The sequence below is a fragment of the Psychrobacter sp. DAB_AL32B genome (assembly GCF_002224105.1).
In the GTDB taxonomy this organism is placed as follows: Bacteria; Pseudomonadota; Gammaproteobacteria; order Pseudomonadales; family Moraxellaceae; genus Psychrobacter.
Genome location: NZ_NEXU01000011.1, coordinates 1 through 20,296 on the forward strand (window position 1 = coordinate 1; position 20,296 = coordinate 20,296).

Annotated in this window: 14 protein-coding genes and 1 pseudogene; 9 read left to right on the forward strand and 6 right to left on the reverse strand. The window is 41.4% G+C overall.

The genetic code is table 11. From position 1 onward, the window contains the following. From CAN34_RS01195 to dcd, 3 genes are all read left to right on the forward strand, one after another. The coding region (locus tag CAN34_RS01195; RefSeq protein ID WP_165767591.1) for an Mrp/NBP35 family ATP-binding protein at positions 1–666 on the forward strand (666 nt) is incomplete at its 5' end. A gap of 63 nt (positions 667–729) precedes the next feature. Then, positions 730–1,857 carry a DUF2804 domain-containing protein gene (locus CAN34_RS01200; RefSeq protein ID WP_254423041.1) on the forward strand — a complete coding sequence of 376 codons (1,128 nt, stop codon included), beginning with the start codon at positions 730–732 and terminating at the stop codon, positions 1,855–1,857. 157 nt (positions 1,858–2,014) lie between these two features. Next, entirely contained in the window at positions 2,015–2,590 is a 576-nt protein-coding gene (gene dcd / locus CAN34_RS01205; protein WP_011513914.1) for a dCTP deaminase, read from the forward strand. 115 nt (positions 2,591–2,705) lie between these two features. On the opposite strand, the gene CAN34_RS01210 is transcribed toward dcd, so the two are convergent. The 6 genes from CAN34_RS01210 to CAN34_RS01235 form a co-directional block, all read right to left on the reverse strand. Beyond that, the gene (locus tag CAN34_RS01210; protein ID WP_089554087.1) at positions 2,706–3,140 is read right to left on the reverse strand and encodes a ClpXP protease specificity-enhancing factor; all 435 of its coding nucleotides are present in this window, start codon (positions 3,138–3,140) and stop codon (positions 2,706–2,708) included. 132 nt (positions 3,141–3,272) lie between these two features. Further along, the gene (locus CAN34_RS01215; RefSeq protein ID WP_079692125.1) at positions 3,273–3,887 is read right to left on the reverse strand and encodes a glutathione S-transferase N-terminal domain-containing protein; all 615 of its coding nucleotides are present in this window, start codon (positions 3,885–3,887) and stop codon (positions 3,273–3,275) included. 195 nt (positions 3,888–4,082) lie between these two features. After that, positions 4,083–4,796 (reverse strand): cytochrome c1, encoded by a 714-nt coding sequence (locus CAN34_RS01220; RefSeq protein WP_079692124.1) that lies wholly within the window; start codon positions 4,794–4,796, stop codon positions 4,083–4,085. Then, complete coding sequence (locus tag CAN34_RS01225) at positions 4,796–6,001, reverse strand: cytochrome bc complex cytochrome b subunit (RefSeq protein WP_171996386.1); 1,206 nt, start codon at positions 5,999–6,001, stop codon at positions 4,796–4,798. Before CAN34_RS01225 ends, CAN34_RS01220 begins: the two co-directional genes overlap by 1 nt. 22 nt (positions 6,002–6,023) lie before the next feature. Next, positions 6,024–6,608, reverse strand: a complete 585-nt coding sequence (petA, locus tag CAN34_RS01230) for a ubiquinol-cytochrome c reductase iron-sulfur subunit (RefSeq protein ID WP_079692122.1) — start codon at positions 6,606–6,608, stop codon at positions 6,024–6,026. Positions 6,609–7,278: 670 nt separating this feature from the next. Beyond that, the gene (locus tag CAN34_RS01235) at positions 7,279–9,222 is read right to left on the reverse strand and encodes an ATP-binding cassette domain-containing protein (RefSeq protein WP_089554088.1); all 1,944 of its coding nucleotides are present in this window, start codon (positions 9,220–9,222) and stop codon (positions 7,279–7,281) included. Positions 9,223–9,421: 199 nt separating this feature from the next. Between CAN34_RS01235 and CAN34_RS01240 the strand changes: the two genes are divergently transcribed. From CAN34_RS01240 to CAN34_RS01265, 6 genes and pseudogenes are all read left to right on the forward strand, one after another. Continuing rightward, the gene (locus CAN34_RS01240; protein WP_089554089.1) at positions 9,422–9,703 is read left to right on the forward strand and encodes a SlyX family protein; all 282 of its coding nucleotides are present in this window, start codon (positions 9,422–9,424) and stop codon (positions 9,701–9,703) included. Between the two features lie 222 nt (positions 9,704–9,925). After that, a complete protein-coding gene (locus CAN34_RS01245) occupies positions 9,926–11,161 on the forward strand; it encodes an OmpP1/FadL family transporter (protein ID WP_089554090.1) in 1,236 nt (411 codons plus the stop codon). A gap of 408 nt (positions 11,162–11,569) precedes the next feature. Further along, positions 11,570–12,985 (forward strand): outer membrane protein transport protein, encoded by a 1,416-nt coding sequence (locus CAN34_RS01250; RefSeq protein ID WP_089554091.1) that lies wholly within the window; start codon positions 11,570–11,572, stop codon positions 12,983–12,985. Positions 12,986–13,442: 457 nt separating this feature from the next. Further along, entirely contained in the window at positions 13,443–14,825 is a 1,383-nt protein-coding gene (locus tag CAN34_RS01255) for an OmpP1/FadL family transporter (protein ID WP_089554092.1), read from the forward strand. A gap of 287 nt (positions 14,826–15,112) precedes the next feature. After that, positions 15,113–18,775 carry a transferrin-binding protein-like solute binding protein gene (locus CAN34_RS01260; RefSeq protein ID WP_089554093.1) on the forward strand — a complete coding sequence of 1,221 codons (3,663 nt, stop codon included), beginning with the start codon at positions 15,113–15,115 and terminating at the stop codon, positions 18,773–18,775. Between the two features lie 686 nt (positions 18,776–19,461). Further along, positions 19,462–20,296 (forward strand): annotated as a pseudogene (locus tag CAN34_RS01265) (hypothetical protein); the annotation flags it as partial.

Consider the following 20,296-nt stretch of genomic DNA (forward strand, 5'->3'; position numbering starts at 1 on the left):
GCGGATATTTACGGCCCTAGTATGCCGACCATGCTAGGCGTGGATAAGGTAAAGCCTGAGCTAGAGAATGAACAGTTCATTCCTATCAATGCTCATGGCATAGCGATGTTATCGATTGGTAGCCTACTTGATGGCGACAATACGCCTGTCGCGTGGCGCGGTCCTAAAGCGACGGGTGCTTTGATGCAACTATACAATCAAACCAACTGGCCACAGTTAGATTACTTGGTGATTGATATGCCGCCAGGTACCGGCGATATTCAGCTAACATTAGCACAGCGCATTCCGGTGACCGGTGCGGTGATTGTTACGACGCCGCAGCATATTGCGCTATTGGATGCGCAAAAAGGCATCGAGATGTTTAATAAAACCAATATTCCGGTACTTGGCGTGGTCGAAAACATGGCGCTACATACTTGTAGCAACTGTAATCATACCGAAGCAATTTTTGGTGTCGGCGGTGGCGAGCGTATTGCTGAGCAATATCATGTGCCACTGTTAGGGCAGCTACCACTCGCTAGTGGTATTCGCGCGCAAGTGGATAAAGGTGAGCCAAGCGTCTTAGTTGATGATGAGTTTGCGCCATATTATTTGAGTATTGCTAAAAATATCGAAGCCAATATTGATAAGTTTGCTAAGCCAGTCGACGATAAGCGTATTTTTTAGCATATATGATATTGGTTCGATGTTCGATGTATCTACTATTAATAAACAAGGATGTTAATTAATATGCCAATTCTATCTACTCAAAATGTTTATCAGTCTCGTCCTATACTTGATCAGTTAATCCAAAATGGCCAACCAACTTTTGGGGTCTTCCAACAAGTTAAAGCAATCAACTATCTTGACTATCACAGCCATCTTATTTCGCAAAAGTCATTACCCAATTGGCGCAAAAATCTAAAAGCCAATCAATTCTGCTTTATCCAAATTATCCAGCCACCTTATCGAGTTTGTTTAGCATTAGCGACGATTAAGCTTGCGACCAGTGCTTTTGTTTATCTTTATAATGACGACACTGAGCAGTTAGAAGTTTGTGAAGCGCTACAGCCTTTGACTCGGCATACGCAGCTAGAAAGTGATTGTTACCAAGGACAGATGGCGTTTGCGCATGCTAGCCTCACCGTAACATTAGACTTTACTCCCTCGAAAATCAAAGTGGCGCTAGATAGTCAGCATATAGAGGTTCATGCAACATTAGAGCGGGAATCTCAGCCATTAGCAGTATGCACACCCACTGGCAGACGTGGCTGGACGTTTACGCAAAAAGAACCACTTACGGCGATATCTGGGCATTTCTTAATCAAATCTGCTTCAATATTTAATATAGAACCTCACACTAAACAAGTAGATTTCACCGATACCACCATCGCCAATCTAGACTGGACATTAGGCTATATGCGCCATGAAACCAATTGGTTTTGGAGCTGTATTAATAGCTACTTGCCAGATGGCCGCCATTTTGCCTTAAACCTAGCGATGGGCGTCAATGAGACAGGCGCTAGTGAAAATGCTTGCTGGCTTGATGGGCAGATAGCTTATTTGCCGCCCGTGATGTTTGCTCGTAAAGATGTCAATTTAACATTAAGTCAGCAAGATCAATCTGCTGAAGAGTCAAGCATCAGAGCTGAGCAGACTTGGCGTATTTATCATCAAAACCTAGGCTGGAGTAATGTTGAGATCGACTTAATCTTTACGCCTATTAGTGTTTATAAAAAAACCGATAACTTTGGCATAGTTGCCAGTATTTTTGAACAATGGCTCGGCGAATACAGCGGTGAGATACGTATTGGAGATAAAGTCATTCATCTAGATAAAGTCATGGGGCTGGCTGAAGATCACTTTGCCAAATGGTAGCTTGTAAAAATATAGGGTGATGATAAGTGGGTTATTGGACGTATTGGTTTTAAAGTGCTGCTGACTCTATAAATCGTGCCGTCAATTCCGTATAATCGTCGCTATCAAAATACTATTCAAATCATAATCCCTATTTAATATTTGCTAAGGAACAACAATGTCTATCAAATCTGACCGCTGGATTCGTAAAATGGCTGAAGAGCATGGCATGATTGAGCCATTTGAAGCAGGTCAAGTGCGTTTTAATGACGCCGGTGAGCGTTTGGTCAGCTACGGTACCTCAAGCTACGGTTATGATGTACGCTGCGCGCCTGAGTTTAAAGTCTTCACTAATGTGCATTCAGTCATTGTCGATCCTAAAAACTTTGATGAAAAAAGCTTTATCGATGTCATTGGTGATGAGTGTATTATTCCGCCAAACTCATTTGCGCTCGCGCGGACGATGGAATATTTCCGTATTCCACGTGATGTATTGACTATTTGCCTAGGTAAGTCAACTTACGCGCGCTGCGGTATCATCGTCAACGTCACACCGCTTGAGCCTGAGTGGGAAGGGCATGTCACTTTAGAGTTTAGTAATACTACCAATCTGCCAGCGCGTATTTATGCGGGTGAAGGGGTGGCACAAATGCTATTTTTCCAAAGTGATGCCGATGATGTCTGTGAGACCAGCTATAAAGATCGTGGTGGTAAATACCAAGGTCAACGCGGCGTGACATTACCAAGAACTTAGATAAGCGCTTACCCAAGAACTTAATGGTTATTTTAATCATTCAGCTCATTTAGAAGAGTAATAAAAAAAGCTAGCCATATTTAATATGACTAGCTTTTTTATGTATCAGGTTTAATTATTTTAGAACTTTTAAACCGGCTTTATTATCACGTTTAGGCTTAGGAGCTGCGCTGGTTATCTTAGGACTCATTACCGAGTCATCTTCAGGCTGATAGTTGTCATATTCATTCGGATCAAAAAACATCCCTTGCGAGTTCTCTTTAGCATAGATACCTAGCACCGCCGTCAGTGGTACCCAAATTTCTTGTGATACGCCACCAAAGCGCGCACTGAAGTGAATATAGTCATTTTCCATACTCATATTACCAGTAGCGCGGCTGGCAATATTGAGTACGATACGCCCATCTTGCACATGTTCCGTTGGAATCTGTACGTTCTCAGCGGTAGCATCAACCATCAGATACGGTGTGAGCGCATTGTCTTCTATCCATTGATATAGCGCGCGCACCATATAGGGACGTGTTGGGGTAATAGACGTGGTTTCGCTCATCTTTTGGCTTCCTATATTGATGATATTAAATAATAGTTAATAAGGGGTTTGCTGCCTATTTTTATTGATTTCTAGAAAATGAGGCAGGTTTAATGATTTCTTATTCTAAGACAGCGACAAGCGATTGTCTAATCAACGCACACTTTTTTGAAAGCTTTTACGCTCAAAGATTCGGGTTTGATACTCAAGTAATGGACGGCTAATAGCACGAGGTAGCTCGATACCCATCTCTTCAAGTCGCCATAATAAAGGCGCTAGCAGTACATCACACCAGCCAAATTCATCCGCCATAAAGTAAGGTTTATGCGCAAATAGCGGTGATAAAGTAATCAATGAATCAGTTAGCTGTTTTTTAGCGATGGCTGCTTGTGCTTTGTTGAAGCTATCAGGGTGCATCAGTAAACGCTTACCCAGTACCAGCCAATCACGCTGAATGCGCCACGCCAGTTGCCTGAACTGTGCACGCTCTTGCGGTGTATCAGGCAGCAGTTTGTTTGCATGGTAACGCTCCTCAAGATACTCGAAGATGACGTTAATCTCATAGAGGGCAATCTCACGCTGCTGAAGAACGGGCAAAGTGTGATAAGGATTCAGTTCGGTCAAGTCCTCTGGGCGCTCGGAGTGTAGACGTGATAAATAATAAGCGAGCTTTTTTTCTTCAAGTAATAGGCGTACCACATGACTGTCGTAGCCGTCATCAGCATATAAGATTAGCTGACTACTTGGAATGTCATTCGCATCAATCATGAAAGCCTAATGTTAATAGTAAAGCCTGTCATCGTAAACAAAGTCGACCTATTTATCAAGGCAGCATCCGTAAACATTACGTATGAGCTTATGGTTTAGCGGATGATTTACTGACGATTAGCACATAAAAAAAGCACTACCGAGGTAGTGCCTTTTATTAATATCCTACTAAATTTCTATTGTCTTAATTCTTGTTTATTTTACATCTTTCCAGAACTCTTTGTTGAGCAAGTAAACTGGAATCAGTAAAACTAACAAGAATAAAATCACGAAGAAACCAATGACTTGACGGTCATGACGAACAGGCTCAGCCATCCACGCCATAAAGTTAACCAAGTCACCGACTTCAGATTCAAACTCTTCTTGACTAAGCTCTTCTTGCATATTATGCAAGACGTGAGGCATTGCAGCGTTTGCAAGCACTAAGTTATTAGCGCCCCAAGGACGACTTGGATCTTCATAGAACGATAATAGATAGGTATAAACCCAGTCATCACCGCGCAGTCTGGTCTCAAGCGATAGATCCGGCGGTGCTGCACCAAACCACGATGCTTGCACTTCAGGGTCAATCTCAGCATTAATATGGTCGCCGATTTGATCTGTGGTGACCATCAGATACTTTTCGACCAGCTCAGGCGGTATCTCTAAGTCTTTAGCAATACGCGAGTGACGAACGTACTGTGCTGAGTGACAACCCGCACAGTAGTTCATAAACGTTTTCGCGCCGTTTTGTAGAGAACCCTTATTGGTAAAATCAATAGGGGCTGTGCTACAGGCTAAGTGTTCTTCAACACCATCAGCATTGGTAAACGTACCGCATCCACCACCTGCTGCTAGTGCCGTACCAGCAGTCAAGGTTAATGCCGCGCCTAAGCCTAAACCTGCTAGGAATTTTTTTAGCGTGTTCATTAGTGACCTCCGGTAACGCGTTCTGGTGGCTGTTTACACTTCTCAATAGAGGTGTAAATTGGCATCAGTAAGAAAAACAAGAAATACAACACAGTGAAGATACGAGCCATCAATGTTGCTGTTGGCGTTGTTGGTGTCGCACCTAAATAACCTAGAACTAAGAAACTGATCGCAAACACAGTTAAAGCAATTTTAGATAAAATGCCTTTATAGCGTATAGAGCGTACAGGCGATCTATCAAGCCATGGTATCAAGAACAGGAAGGCAATTGCAGCACCCATGGCAATAACACCACCAAGCTTATCTGGAACCGCACGTAAGATGGCATAGAAAGGCGTGTAATACCATACTGGTGCAATATGCGCTGGTGTTTTCAATGAGTTTGCTGTCTCAAAGTTTGGTGGCTCAAGGAAGAAGCCGCCGCCTTCTGGGAAGAAGAATACCACTGAAAAGAACAAGATAAAGAAGACAACAATACCAACCATATCGTGCACGGTATAGTACGGATGGAATTCGATACCATCTAATGGGACACCGTTTTTATCTTTTAGCTTCTTAATGTCAATACCATCAGGGTTGTTCGAACCAACATGATGCAGTGCCACTAAATGCATAAAGACTAAGCCGACAAGCACTAATGGAATAGCAACTACGTGCAAGGCAAAGAAACGATTTAGAGTGATACCTGAAATAATGTAATCACCACGTACCCATTCAGCAAGACCGTCACCAATAACCGGTAAGGCAGCAGGTAGGTTCAAGATAACCTGTGCACCCCAGAATGACATGTTGCCCCAAGGGAGTAGGTAACCGAAGAAACCTTCTGCCATCAATGCCAAGTAAATACCCATACCGATAAGCCAAATAAGCTCACGCGGTTTTTGGTATGAACCATATAGCAAGGCTCTAAACATATGCAGATACACCACGACGAAGAACGCCGATGCGCCAGTCGAGTGCATATAACGGATGAGCCAGCCACCTTTGACATCACGCATGATGTATTCAACAGACGCAAATGCCCCTTCGGCACTTGGGTTGTACATCATCGTTAGCCAGATACCAGTCACTAATTGGTTGACCAATACCACCATAGATAACACGCCAAAGAAGTACCAAAAGTTAAAGTTTTTTGGTGCATAGTACTTCGACATATGATATTCGTAGGTTTCAGTCGCTGGAAAGCGCGCGTCCACCCAATGCATTAACTTTTTACCCATGCTCATATTAAGCCTCCCCAATCGTCAAGATGGTACCATCCATGTTGTAATCTGGGACAGGTAAGTTAAGCGGTGCAGGTACACCACTATAAACGCGACCCGCTAAATCATATTTAGAACCATGGCATGGGCAGAAAAATCCACCGTACCAATCATTACCACCCAAGTCGGCTGCGCCAACATCAGGACGGTAGTTTGGTGCACAGCCTAAATGTGTACAGACGCCTTCTACCACCAATATCTCTGGTGAAAGTGAGCGTCCTGGGTTTTTACAATATTCAGGTTGCAAAGATGCGTCGGAATCAGGGTCGGATAGTAATGACTTTACTGACTCTAGTGTAGTCAGCATTTCTTCAGTACGCTTGACCACAAAGATAGGTTTGCCACGATATTTGATGACAACCATTTGTCCTGCTTCGATAGAACCAATATCTTGGGTGACTGCAGCACCTGCAGCCTCAGCTTTAGCGCTGGGGGTCCAAGAACGGACAAAAGGTGTTGCCACAGCAGCTACCCCAGCTGCACCAATTACGGCAGTCGAGGCAATAAGAACTCTACGACGTTGTACGTTAACGCCTTCGGCATGGCTCATTAATACTTCCTCCAGGTGAATGAAATGGGATTATCCCACACTGGGTTTGTGGCTTAGAAAATCTACAATACCAATAAACAAGCCACGTTAGCTGTGCCTAATTTTGCTAATTGTTGCTATTCTAAGCTATTTTGGTCATAAAATAAATTATTGTGTTAAAAATAAAGCAACCTTGATAGGGCGCACTAGAGTATTAAACAAGATAATCACTCTAAAAAACCTTGATTATCAGTGTCTAATATAAGCTTTATGCCACCAAGATATCATCAAGGATGTTATGAATAATGACCTTATAATTATTAAGGATATTCAGCAATAGGGAATGATACTTGAAATCTAGACAATGTTCACTAACTTTCAGCACCTCACTACCTTGTAAGTAGTCGTAAGCTATTTATTACCGCTCTAAATGACATAGTAAGTTCAAAATAAAATACGTACGATTGTCATAATATTCTGCTGGTATAAACATTTCTCGCTTGCTGCGCACTTTGCCAGACAGAGGCTTCGAAAAATTTATACCAGCAATACTTTGTTTTTTTAAAGTGAAGCGAATATAGATTGGTAATAAATAGCACTACCTTTAATAGAACCACCTTTAATAGTAGGTTTTTAAAATAAAGCTGCTATTAAAGGTAAGTTTCCAACTATTAATACTGTTCTGATAGCATTAGCCTTCAAGCGTATTCCAGCGCTCAAGCTTATTCATCATTTCATCTTCAATGGTAAGTAAACGCTCACTAGCAGCCGTTGCCGCATCAAAGTCTTGATTAAACCAAGACCCATCAGCCAGCTTTTCTTCTAGCTCGCTCTGTTCAGCTTCTAAAGTAGCAATCTCTTTTGGCAACGCATCAAGCTCACGCTGGTCATTAAAGTTGAGCTTTTTAGCGGCGTTATTAGGTTTCGCTGCTGCCGCTGATTTATTGGCAGATTTGCTATTAGTGGTATTGTTACCAGAAGATTTAGCTGTTTTCGCCGCTTCTTCGCGATTTTTTTGTACCAAATACTCTTGATAGCCACCGACATACTCGCTGACAGTGCCTTTGCCATCTTCATCTTCACCAAATACCCAAGTTGAAGTGACAACGTTGTCCATAAATGAGCGGTCATGGCTAATCAATAGAATCGTACCGCCAAAGCTTGCGACTGATTCTTCTAATAGCTCAAGTGTTGCCATATCCAAGTCGTTGGTTGGCTCATCAAGTACAAGGATATTGGCAGGCTTTAATAATTGTTTGGCAAGTAGCACGCGGTTACGCTCACCACCAGATAAAGCTTTAACAGGGGTACGTGCGCGTTCTGGGGCAAATAAGAAGTCTTGTAGATAGCTCATAATGTGAGTCTTACGGCCACCCACTTCGACGAAATCAGAACCTTCTGAAACGTTATGAGCCACACTGGCCTCAAGATCTAACTGGTCACGCAGCTGATCAAAGAAGGCTATTTTTAGGTTAGTACCTAATTCAACGCTGCCAGTTTTGATTACATCATCGTCTGACATATCGAGTAGGGCTTTAATAAGCGTGGTTTTACCCGCGCCATTAGGGCCGACGATACCGATTTTGTCACCGCGCATGATGGTGGTGCTAAAGTTATCGACCAATACGTGGTCATCATACTGTAAATGTAAATTTTTAACTTTACAGACTAGCTTGCCACTTTTCTCGCCTTGACCCATGGTGATATTAACATTACCAACTTGTTCACGGCGCTCGCCACGTTCTTCACGCAATGCTTTTAAGTCACGGACACGACCTTCATTACGGGTGCGACGTGCTTTGATACCTTGGCGAATCCAAACTTCCTCTTGTGCTAATTTTTTATCAAAGTTAGCATTGTTTTTTTCTTCAGCTAATAATTGTAGCTCTTTTAGCTCTTGGTAACGTGCATAGCCACCTTCACCTTGAGTGACGTCATAGCTGGTCAATTGACCACGATCAAGCTCAATGATACGAGTTGATAATTTATTAACGAACGCTCTATCATGGGTGACGAACAATAATGTCAAACCTTGCCAATCGAGTAAGAAGCGCTCAAGCCACTCAATACTATCAACATCTAAATGGTTGGTCGGTTCATCAAGTAGTAGTACATCAGGCTTGGTCACTAAAGAGCGTGCTAATAACACACGACGCTTACGACCACCAGATAGTGATGACAAGTCATCTTCTGGATCTAGACCCATAGTTGTGATGAGACGGGTTGCTTCCCGCTCCAAATCCCAACCATGTACCGCATCGATATCATGCTGCAGGTCTGCCATACGCTCACAGGCATCCATGTCACCATTGGCACATAAATCAGTTTGCGCATTATAGTTGATAAGCAACTCAGCAGTGCGTTTGCTGCCACCCATGACTATATCTAAAATTTTACCGCTAGTCTCGGGCACATCCTGCTCAAGCATCGCGACGCGTACGCTATTATTAATGATAACTTCGCCGCTATCAGGCAATAATGTGCCATTAATCAGCTTAAATAAGGTGGATTTGCCTTCGCCATTGCGGCCAATTAAACATACGCGCTCGCCTGCATCGATAGCAAAGTCAATACCATCAAGGACAGGAGCGACGCCAAAGGCAAGGTGAATATCTTTTAAATGTATCAGTGCCATAGAGTATCTTAAGCTTATATAATAGTGAGGTAGGGGTTGTTGCGAAATTGCGAGCAGTATAACATGCTGCTACGCAACTGTAGTGCGCGTAAATGGATTTATAAGCATGATTTTATGCCGGTTATTTTATCAAGCAACCTAGCATATCTTACCAAGGCTTTAGCCATCGTTATCCATCGCATCTAGTATTGAGAAAAATATGAATGAAGCAAATCCACAAAGTATAAACCTATCCAATCTTCAAACCGAAAGCTTAGCCACACAAGCTGACTTACAATCGCAAGTGGTCGAATTACAAATGAACATGTCCCATCTTGAGCTAACAGTAGAACGACTTGACGATGTCATTACCCGTCAAGATAAACATATCCAAACGCTACAACGACAACTACAGTTTATTTATAAGCAAGTTGAAAGCCAAGATGAAGAAGGAGGCGTGGCACCTTTTGACGTCATGGCAGATAGGCCACCACATTACTAGCCATATTAATCGCTAACGATAAATAGCAAATAAGCGATACTACTTTTATTAAATTTATATGTGTATTTTTGAATAAATATACCCTCCAGTGACTGCTCAGTCACATTAGAGAAATGATGTTGTTTTAGTGTAAGAAAAACATTAGTATCCTTCCCCTTATGTATCGCCTACCTAACAAAGTTCGGTATAGCGGTAAACAACGAGGATGTTTGGAGATACCCAATGCGCGCTACTTTTCATTTAAAAACTCTTGCTGTAGCGATTGCTACTCTTTCTATAGCCAGCATGAGCAATGCTGCTGGTCTTGATCGTTCAGGACAAGATATCACCGCATTTTTGCAAGATGGTGTATATGCTGAAGCGGTTTATACTTATTTAGATGCTGATGTCAGTGGTTATGATAATGCTTATGTTGGTACAGATAAAAACGCTTATCAGCAAGGTAATAAAATTGGTGATATCGCGGAATCTTATGACTTTTTCCGTTATGGCGTAAAAGCGGACATCAATGAGACATTTAGTGTTGGTGTTTTATACGATGAGCCTTTTGGTGCTGCTGCCGATTATAGTGGTGACAATAAGTTTGTCGATGATAACGGTGAAGGTACCAATGTTGAAGTTCGTACAGAAAACATTACAGGTATTTTAGGCGCCAAATTTGGCGCTAATAAAGAATTTCAAGTATATAGTGGACCAGTAGCCCAGCGTGTACAAGCAGATGTAAAGTTACGTGGGAAAGCATATCAAGCAGCTGATGGTTACACGACACATATCACTGCTGATCAGGACTATGGTTGGTTAGCAGGCGTTTCATATAGCAAGCCTGAAATTGCATTACAAGCAGCCTTAACCTATCGCTCAGAGATTGAACATAGTCTGAAGCTGTCTGAGAAATTTCCGAAGATTGCACCAGTCATTCCAGCTGCAGCAACAGGCATTGATGGTATCATTGATATCACGACTCCTGAATCAGTAAACTTTGATTTCCAAACAGGTATCAATCCTACTATGCTAGCGACTGCTAAAGTGCGCTGGGTACCATGGAGTGATTTTTCTATCGTTCCACCGTTATATAATCAAGCCAGTAAATTTGATCCTACAAATGGTCCAGATGGTCTATCACTAGTCAGCTATGATAAAGACCAATGGTTGGTAGAGTTAGGTCTAGCGAAACGTTTAACGCCAGTATTAGCGGTGACAGGTACAGTTGGTTGGGATAGTGGTGCTGGCAATCCAGTCACTTCACTAGGTCCTATTGATGGCTATTACAGTGCTGGTCTTGGCGCAAAGTATAACTTAACTGACAATTGGGCGATTTCTGCTGGTGGTAAATACCTATGGTTTGGTGATGCAAAAGGTCAAATTCCAAATAAATTTGCTGTTAGCAACTTTGAAGACAACGATGGTTTTGCGCTTGGTGTTAAACTATCTTATCAAGCCAAACAAAATTTTAATTAGAGTGTAATAGGGTTAACCTAATATAAGGTTAATACTATTATCTACAAAAAAGCGATCCATTATGGGTCGCTTTTTTGTGCGTTAAGCAAAATAAATGATAGCCAATATATTTGTTTAATATTTTTATTAAATATCCAGAATTACCAGATATCAGACTTAAGTTTGTTAACATTTAATTATATAAGATATTGATATTAATATAAATAAACTATTGTTTATCATTTTATATTTAATAGCTGTACTGAAGGGTCATTAGCAAGAAATAAAGTGTTTTAGATGTTGTTTTAGTGTCAAAAAGTCATTACTATTCATTTCAGGACATCGTTTACATAATCTTATATTTCAAGTAACAATACTGAATATTAATTATGCAGGCGGTTAAACAACGAGGATGTTTGGAGATACCCAATGCGCGCTACTTTTCATTTAAAAACTCTTGCTGTAGCGATTGCTACTCTTTCTGTAGCCAGCATGACCAACGCTGCAGGTCTTGATCGCTCAGGTCAAGATATCACTGCATTCTTACAAGATGGCACTTACGCTGAAGCGGTCTATACTTATATCGATGCAGATGTCAGCGGTTTCGATAGTTCTAATGGTAATCCTTTAATTAACAATTATGCCAAAGGTAAAGCAACTGGTGATATCGCTGAGTCTTATGATTTCTTTCGTTATGGTGTAAAAACTGATATTAATGATACCTTTAGTGTTGGTGTCTTATATGATGAGCCATTTGGTGCTGCTGCTGCTTATAATGGCGACAACAGTTTTGTAGCAGGAGCCAATCGCGATACTATTATTAGTGATTTATCGAGTGGTACCGTCACTAGCTTTGCAGGAGCAGTTGGTGTAGTCAATCCTATTTTGCAAAAAATTGCAAACAATACGCCACTAACTCCAACAGAGCAAGCTCAGATAGCTCAATTAGGGCCAGCAGTAGCAATTGCTCAAGCTGAATATGACACCAGAGGTGAAGGAACAAATGTTGAAGTGCGTAGTGAAAGTATCACTGCTATTCTTGGCGCGAAATTTGGTGCTAATAAGGAGTTTCAAGTATATGGCGGTCCAGTAGCGCAACGTATACAAGCAGATGTAAAATTACGAGGCACTGCATATGGTCCTGCTACAGGTTATACCTCACATATTAGCCCAGATCAAGATTATGGCTGGTTAGCAGGTGTTTCTTATAGTAAGCCAGAAATCGCATTAAAAGCTGCTTTGACATATCGCTCTGAAATCGACCACAGTATGGATATCTATGAGAGTTATCCTTTAGCACCAACTGTCGGCATACTTACAGGACGTATTCTTCCAGCTACTCAAGTTACCAATATGGAGTTGACCACACCCAAGTCAGTAAACTTTGACTTCCAAACAGGCGTAAACCCTACGACTTTAGCCACTGCAAAAGTACGTTGGGTACCATGGAGTGATTTCGCAATTACTCCACCATTATATAATGAAGTTAGCCAATCTACTGCACGGCCTAATGGTTTAGATTTGGTCGAGTATGAAGACGACCAATGGCAAGTAGAGCTTGGTGTTGCCAAACGTCTAGCACCAGCTTTAGCCGTTAGTGGTACGGTTGGTTGGGATAGTGGTGCCGGCGATCCAACAACCTCGCTAGGTCCAGTCGATGGCTACTATAGTGTTGGTCTTGGCGCTAAGTATAACGTCACACCTGAATGGGCAGTATCAGCCGGTGGCAAATACTTATGGTTCGGTGATGCCAAAGGTCAATTACCTACTGGTAAAATCGTTGGCGATTTCCAAGACAATGATGGTTATATCCTTGGTATGAAGCTTTCTTATCAAGGAAAATAAAACTTTAAATAATTTTTTCTAAAGTTAATTTCAATATTATAGATAAATAAAACACCAATAAAAAAAGCGATCCATTATGGGTCGCTTTTTTGTTGTCTATTAATTGGTAAGGGATAGGAATTAAAAGAATTAAAACTTTATTCTCTCGCACTAAATTATTATTTATAGTCGCGCATAAAAAGTCTGAAAGACAGAGATCATTCACTTGCAACCTCTAATTATCAATAATATTAAGCAAAATTAGAAAATAATTTTCAGAAACTTATCTAAGTAATTTATGTACTGGTCAGTCACAATAGCGAAATAGCGTACTTTTGTTGTTGTCTTCGTGTGAAAAAGCTATTAGTATCATATATAGGAAACCGAACAGATGATTGAACTTTTGTATTTTTAAATACGAACTACTATTTGCTAATCATCGAATAGGTAAAACAACTGGGATGTTTGGAGATATACAATGCGCGCTACCTTTCATTTAAAAACGCTTACATTAGCGATTGCTGCTCTGTCTGTAGCTAGTATGAGTCATGCTGCCGGACTTGATCGCTCTGGTCAAGAAATCAAAGGTTTCTTTAATCCTGGTACATATGCTGAAGTTGACTTTGCGTATATCGATACCAAAGTTTCTGCTTATGACAATAAGTTAGGCATAACAAAGACTGAAGCTGAATACGTTAAGGGTAATGACACAGGTAATGCTACCGATGATACCTATAGCTTCATGCGTTATGGTGTAAAAACAGACGTCAATGACAATATCAGTATTGGTGTTTTTTATGATGAACCGTTTGGCGCAGAAATAGAATATAAGGGTGATAATAACTTTGTCTCAAAGGCTGGTCAGCCAACTATCGTTGATCCTACTTCAGGGCTTGCTCTTCCTAATGAGACAGTTAATTCGTCAGTAGTAGGTGATCCAAACTATAACAAAAGCACTAATGTCAGTGTTCATACAGAGACATGGACAGGCTTGATTGGTTATAAATCAAACGGTTTTCAGGTTTATGGCGGTCCCGTATTACAAAAAGCGAAAGCAGACGTGCATTTGCGTGGCAGTGCCTATGGTCCACTAACTGGTTATGATGCAAACGTAAATAGCGATACCGATTATGGTTGGGTAGCTGGTCTTGCCTATAGCAAGCCTGAGATTGCACTAAACGCTGCGCTAACTTATCGCTCAGAAATAGAACACAAAACAAAAATAGCTGAGAGGATTCCCCTCTTAAGTGGTGACCCAATTGCCAGTCTTGGTGGCTTGTCTCTAAAAGATGTAGCGCTAGGAAAGCTTGGGATAGATCCAAATTCTGCGCTCGGACAGTCTATTGGTGAATATGCCACAACGGATGCTACGGTTACTACGCCTGAGTCGGTTAACCTAAATATTCAAACTGGGTTAAGTGAAAAGTATCAGTTATTGGGTACATTGGATGTACGTTGGGTGCCATGGAGTGATTTCTCAATTGTCCCACCTTTCTACAATGCCTATTCTAAAGCCGCTGAACCAGACGGTTTACCGTTATTGTCTTATGACAAAGACCAATGGAAAGTAGATGTCGGTTTAGCCAAACGTTTCAATGAAAAACTAGCCGGTTCAGTGGTTGTAGGTTATGACTCCGGTGCAGGAAACCCTGTAAGTTCATTAGGTACTATTGAAGGTTATTACAGTATCGGTGGTGGGGTGAAATATAACGTGACACCTGAGTGGGCAGTATCAGTCGGTGGTAAATATCTTAAGTTTGGGGATGCAACTGGACAGTTACCTAACGGCAGTATCGTTAGTAAAGCCGAAGACAATGATGGTTACATCGCTGGTGTAAAACTCTCTTATCAAAGCCTGTAGATTATTATTTAGTAATAACTCTTTAATAAAAGTTCTAAAAGCTTATCTTACTAGTCAGTTGGATAAGCTTCATTAAGCACTATTATCTTATATGGTAATAACTTAGTACTTATACAAATATTTAATGGCTCACAAATGAACGTTTGCGTCATTTTTTATCAACGGCTGTCAGCTGTTATAAATTCACTTTACGAACTAAATTTGGTTATCTATACATTTTATTTGAGTACTAATTTTACTATTAATAGACAACGGAATATCTAACAATCATCCATGGAGGAAGAAGAATGTCACCTAACCGTCATTCAATCACAGCTGTATCGACAGCTAAAAAACTTAAAACCCCGCTCAAAGCCAGTGTTGTATTGCTAACGACTATGATATTAGCAGCATGTAATACAACTGACGATCCTTCTTATAATCTTGATGATGTCTTTAGCCCAATACCTGGCGCGACTGATGCAGCACTAGAAAAAGCAAAAGCTGAAGCTGAAAAGGCTAAAAATGAAGCCAAAAAAGCAAAAGAAGAAGCCGAAGCTGCGAAAAAAGAAGCGGCTAAGCAAATAGCTGCTGCTGAAAAAGCAGCTGAAGAGAAAGCGGAAGCGGCTATCAAGGCTAAGGAAGCAGCCGAAGCTGCTGCTGTCGCTGCTGAAAAAGCAAAAGCAGATGCTATTAAAGCAAAAGAGGAAGCAGAAAAAGCTCTAGAAGAAGCATTAGCAAATGGTGGTGGTTCAGAGGCCCTACAGAAAGAAGCTGACCGCAAAGCCAAGCTAGCAGAAGAAGCAGAGGCAGACGCAGAAGCTGCAGAAGCCGCTGCACAAGCTGCTCAGAAGAAATCAGAGTCAGAAGCGACAGCAGCCCAAGCAGCCCAACAAGCAGCCCAACAAGCAGCACAGGATGCAGAGATTAAAAATGATCCTGAAGCTAAGAAGTCTGGTGTTCAGCATGTCAGTATCGATGCTTCTGATCTAGGTCAGGGGTCACTAACGACTACTACTCGTGACTTTGATATCACTGATGAAACTGAAGTAGATGCACGAGCAGATACTGCTTCTGAGGGTTTGGTTTCTGACCCGGTCGTACTAAAAGTCAGTGGTGATAACGACGATCTAGTAGCGGAATCTAATGGCTTCAAGTCTTTTGAAAATACGACCAAAGTTAATACCTCTTCATTAGGTGAAGTCGATCTAGTTTATACCTCAACCTATAAAGATTTTGGCGATGACTTAAGAGTCGCTCATATTGATGGTGCTGCTGCTGGTTTGTTACCAGTCAACGGTGTTGCTGTGGTTGGTAATGCTACCCAAGCTGAGAACATGCCGACTGAAGGTAAAGTTGGTTACACTGGTGATGCAACTTATCGTGAAACTGGTCAAGATAAAGATATTAAATTTGGTACCTCAGTATTCACAGCTGACTTTGTAGCCAAAAACATCAAAGGTGACTTAACCTTTAGTGATAAGAGCATTGGTCTAGAAGCAGACATTGATGGTAATCAGTTCTCAGGGAGCAAGGACGGTTATAATACCGATGGTGGGTTCTATGGTGGCGATGGCCAATACGTAGGCGGCATATACGAAGGTAATGGCGCTCAAGGTACTTATGGGGCTAAGTCTGATGTCCAAACCAAAGCTGAACAAGCTGCGAAAGACGCTAAAGCCAAAGCAGAGGCGACAGAAAAAGCATTAGAAGCTGCTAGAAATCAAGCTGCAACAGCTAAGGCTGCTGCAGAAAAAGCCCAAGCTGAAGCGGCAAAAGCAAAAGCTGAGGCAGAGAAAGCTCAAGAAGCAGCTGATAATGCAGGTAGTAGCGGTGATGATCAAGCGCTGCAAGATGCAATAGACAGAGCAGAAGCTGCAGAAGCCGCTGCAGAAAAAGCCAAAGCAGATGCAAAAATTGCAATCCAGGAAGCAGCAAATAAAGCAAAAGAAGAAGTCAAAGCAGCTCAAGACAAAGTTGCAGCAGCTCAGTCAGAAGCAGCCGCTGCTAAAAATGCCGCTACTGCTGCAAAAGCTGCAACAAAAGCAGCTGAAGAAGACGCAGCCATTAAAATCACTGCCGCAGAGTCAGGTGAGGCAAACGCTAAAGAAGAAGCTAAAATTGCTCAGGATAAAGCTGCCGCAGCTAAAATTGCTCAGGATAAAGCTGAAGCAGATACTAAAGCCGCCGAAGATAGGGTGACAGCAGCAGCAGCACAACAAGCGGCAGCGGAGAAAAAAGCTCAAGATTTGCAAGACAAGCTAGACAATACACCAAAGTGGGTCTCTAAAACCGAAACAGAGCAATCAGGGGTTCAGCATCTATCCATCGATGCTACTGCACTGGAGGCAGCGTTAGGGGTTAAAACAACGACTACTCGTGACTTCGCTATCCGTAGTACTTCTGATGTCGATGCCCGTGCTGACTTAGCACTTGTAGGTCTAGTTCCAGAACCTATAGCAATTAAAGTCTCGGGTGATAATGATGCTGATACAGCCAACGGCTTTAAATCCTACGAAGGAACAGCTGATGTATTGGCAAAAGGTGATTTAGCTTACACCTCAGTCTATAAAGACTTCGGTGAAAACGGTGAGATGCGCATCGGTCATATCGATGGTTCAGCTGGTGGCGGTGAAATCTCAGTGAACGGTGTTGCGGTAGTAGGTAATAAGACAGCTACAATACCTACAGACGGTAAGTTTGAATACGCTGGTGATGCCACCAATCGTAAAGTCGGTCTAGATAATGACATTGAGTATGGTAGCTCAGAGTTTACTGCCGACTTCGTCGCGAAAAAAGTTGAAGGCACGCTAAAATTTGCTAAAGCTGGTGATATTGCGCTAGGTGCTGATATCGATGGCAATGAATTCTCAGGTAAAAAAGGTGATTACAATACCGATGGCGCTTTCTACGGTGAAGATGCAAATTACATCGGTGGTATCTATGAAGGTAATGGGTCGCAAGGTACCTTTGGCGCTGAGAAAGATGGTACACCAGCAGAACTACCGCCTCCAGTCAACCCAGATGTAAAGCCAGATACTGAGTTTACAGGCTTCCAAAGCAATACACTAAGTAGCCAGAAAAAAGGTTCGCTGACAGATGATGCTGTCGGTTATGCAGAGATACGTGATGATAAATCAAGCTATGTTTGGGACGCAAAGCTTACGAATACGGAAATAATAGATGGTGAAAACGTTGCAATAGATGATCGTACAGGTGATAACTTTACCGGCTACGATAAGTTTATAGCCCGTGCAGATATGACCAAGCCTGCCTCTGTGAAAGCATCGGTCGAAGTCCAGCTAACCGGAGAAGATGACGCAGATTATGGTAATGGCTTTAAGGTGTACAATGGCTCGACTAAAGTAAAGGGTCCTTTAACACTAACCTTAGACTATGCATCTGTTTATAAAAACTTTGACTCACAGATGCAGATCGGTCATGTTTATGGTGATCCTGGGTTCATGGGCGGTGCTTTTGCCCGAGTTTCTACTGTCTATGTACAAGGTAATGGCACCAACCTTAAAGACATGCAGTACATGAAAGACTTGGCTAAGTACAACATTGATAACAATATCAATGACGGTATGGTCGCGTATAGCGGTGTTGCTACCTATATGGAAAACCTACATTTAAGCGATACTGACCGCGGTGGTGCAGTAGTTGATGGTACTTCCAATTTCGATGTCGATTTTGTCGGCGGTAAAGTGGATGGTACATTAACGTTTAAAGATGGCGATTATAAGTATATGCCTGCTGGTAATGAAATTAAGATAAATGCTGATATTAGTGGCAATACATTCGCTGGTAATCAGAATGGCATCGACACGGCAGGTGGGTTCTATGGTGAAGACGCTAACTTCATTGGCGGTATCTATCAAGATGCTCCAACTAAAGGCGGTAAAGGTGAGCTACCAGGTGAAGGTACGAAATTCCAAGGTACTTTCGGCGCTGAAAAAGTAGTCAAATAGTTATAAATATTTAAAATTATAGTTTTATTAAAAAAGCGCCTTAGGGCGCTTTTTTCTACTTTAAATTTCTTCAAAAGTGAAAGTTTTTAATAAAAAACAATAAAATAAAACTTTATACTTAATATTTCAATTTAACAAAAGTCTATTTTCTTAAAGTGTTAGGGGTTTACTTATTATTTTTTATATGAACTATAGTTCAAAATAACAGTCTTTTTATTTGGTTGTATCTTAAGGCAATGAATATTTTAAGGGACTGTTATTTCAATATTAACAAATAACTTCTTATTACTTAAATAGGTTGTATTCAACTTAATTAGCCATCCATTTCTCTAATTATTTCTCATAACTTAGCTGAATATTTTAAACTTTATATATGTTTTATTTTATTTAAATCCTAAGTGCATGAATTTAATGTTTTAATGAAGGGCTCTTCAATTAATTTTCTTAAAGGAAATTCTATGTTTTATTTGTTAAATCATGCTTGACATGTCTAATTTGATACATTTTATATCATGATTAAAGCTTATATTCGTCTCTTAGGATTAATTGGTAACTAAATATTACAATCGACAATATTTCATTAATAATTATTGACTTCTTTTATACAATTTGTTTATCTATACATGTTAATGAACTTATGTTTGCATAGTTATATCCTATTTTAAACTCTTCATGGAGGAAGACGAATGTCACCTAACCGTCATTCAATTACAGCTGTATCGACAGCAAGAAAATTAAATACCCCGCTTAAAGCTAGTGTGGTTCTCTTAACTGCTATTATTCTAGCCTCGTGTTCGTCTAGTGGCGGAGATAATACTATTACTCCGAAGCCAACACCGGTTTTACCGGGGAATGGTGGCACGGAAACCACCATAGATGAAGGTAATACGGGAGGTAGCAGTAACGGAGGTGTTGGTGTTATTGGCGAAGCTGAAAAAGCTATTAAAGCAGCGGAAGCAAAAACCAAAGTAGCCGAAGAAGCGCTTAAAGTTGCTGAGTCTAAAACCAAAGCCGCACAAGCTGCCTTAAAAGCAGCCGAAGAAGGTTTTGGTAAAGAATCAGAGAAAGCCGCTACAGCAGCTAAAATTGCTATTGACGCTGCAAAAAAAGAAGCTATTGAAGCAAAAGCCGCTGCTGAAGCTGCAAGAGTAGAGGCGGTAACGAAAATTGAAGCGGCTGCAAAAGCATCTGCGTCAGAAGTAGATTTGGCTAAGAAAACAGCAGCCGATGCAGTCACAAAGATGAAAGATGCCGAAGAGAAATCAAAGACGGCAGATGTTCGTGCTCAAGCAGCGGAAGCTAAATCGAAAGAAGTAGAAGAAGCACTTAAAGCAGAAGCATCTGCAAAAAAAGCAGCAGAAGAAGCTAAAGTTAAAGCGGAAGAACAAGCAACAGCTGCTCAAGCACAAGCGGCGATTGAAAAACAAAAAGCGGCCCAAGCCCAAGCCGAAGCTGACAAAGCTAAAGGCGACTTAGCTGCTGCCGCTCAAGCGTTAGCTAAAGCAGAGCAAGCCTTAGCAG

Coding starts and splice junctions, on each gene's coding strand:
- CAN34_RS01200 (WP_254423041.1), top strand. CDS start 730: ATGCCAATTCTATCTACTCAAAATGTTTATCAGTCTCGTCCTATACTT.
- dcd (WP_011513914.1), top strand. CDS start 2,015: ATGTCTATCAAATCTGACCGCTGGATTCGTAAAATGGCTGAAGAGCAT.
- CAN34_RS01210 (WP_089554087.1), bottom strand. CDS start 3,140: ATGAGCGAAACCACGTCTATTACCCCAACACGTCCCTATATGGTGCGC.
- CAN34_RS01215 (WP_079692125.1), bottom strand. CDS start 3,887: ATGATTGATGCGAATGACATTCCAAGTAGTCAGCTAATCTTATATGCT.
- CAN34_RS01220 (WP_079692124.1), bottom strand. CDS start 4,796: ATGAACACGCTAAAAAAATTCCTAGCAGGTTTAGGCTTAGGCGCGGCA.
- CAN34_RS01225 (WP_171996386.1), bottom strand. CDS start 6,001: ATGCATTGGGTGGACGCGCGCTTTCCAGCGACTGAAACCTACGAATAT.
- petA (WP_079692122.1), bottom strand. CDS start 6,608: ATGAGCCATGCCGAAGGCGTTAACGTACAACGTCGTAGAGTTCTTATT.
- CAN34_RS01235 (WP_089554088.1), bottom strand. CDS start 9,222: ATGGCACTGATACATTTAAAAGATATTCACCTTGCCTTTGGCGTCGCT.
- CAN34_RS01240 (WP_089554089.1), top strand. CDS start 9,422: ATGAATGAAGCAAATCCACAAAGTATAAACCTATCCAATCTTCAAACC.
- CAN34_RS01245 (WP_089554090.1), top strand. CDS start 9,926: ATGCGCGCTACTTTTCATTTAAAAACTCTTGCTGTAGCGATTGCTACT.
- CAN34_RS01250 (WP_089554091.1), top strand. CDS start 11,570: ATGCGCGCTACTTTTCATTTAAAAACTCTTGCTGTAGCGATTGCTACT.
- CAN34_RS01255 (WP_089554092.1), top strand. CDS start 13,443: ATGCGCGCTACCTTTCATTTAAAAACGCTTACATTAGCGATTGCTGCT.
- CAN34_RS01260 (WP_089554093.1), top strand. CDS start 15,113: ATGTCACCTAACCGTCATTCAATCACAGCTGTATCGACAGCTAAAAAA.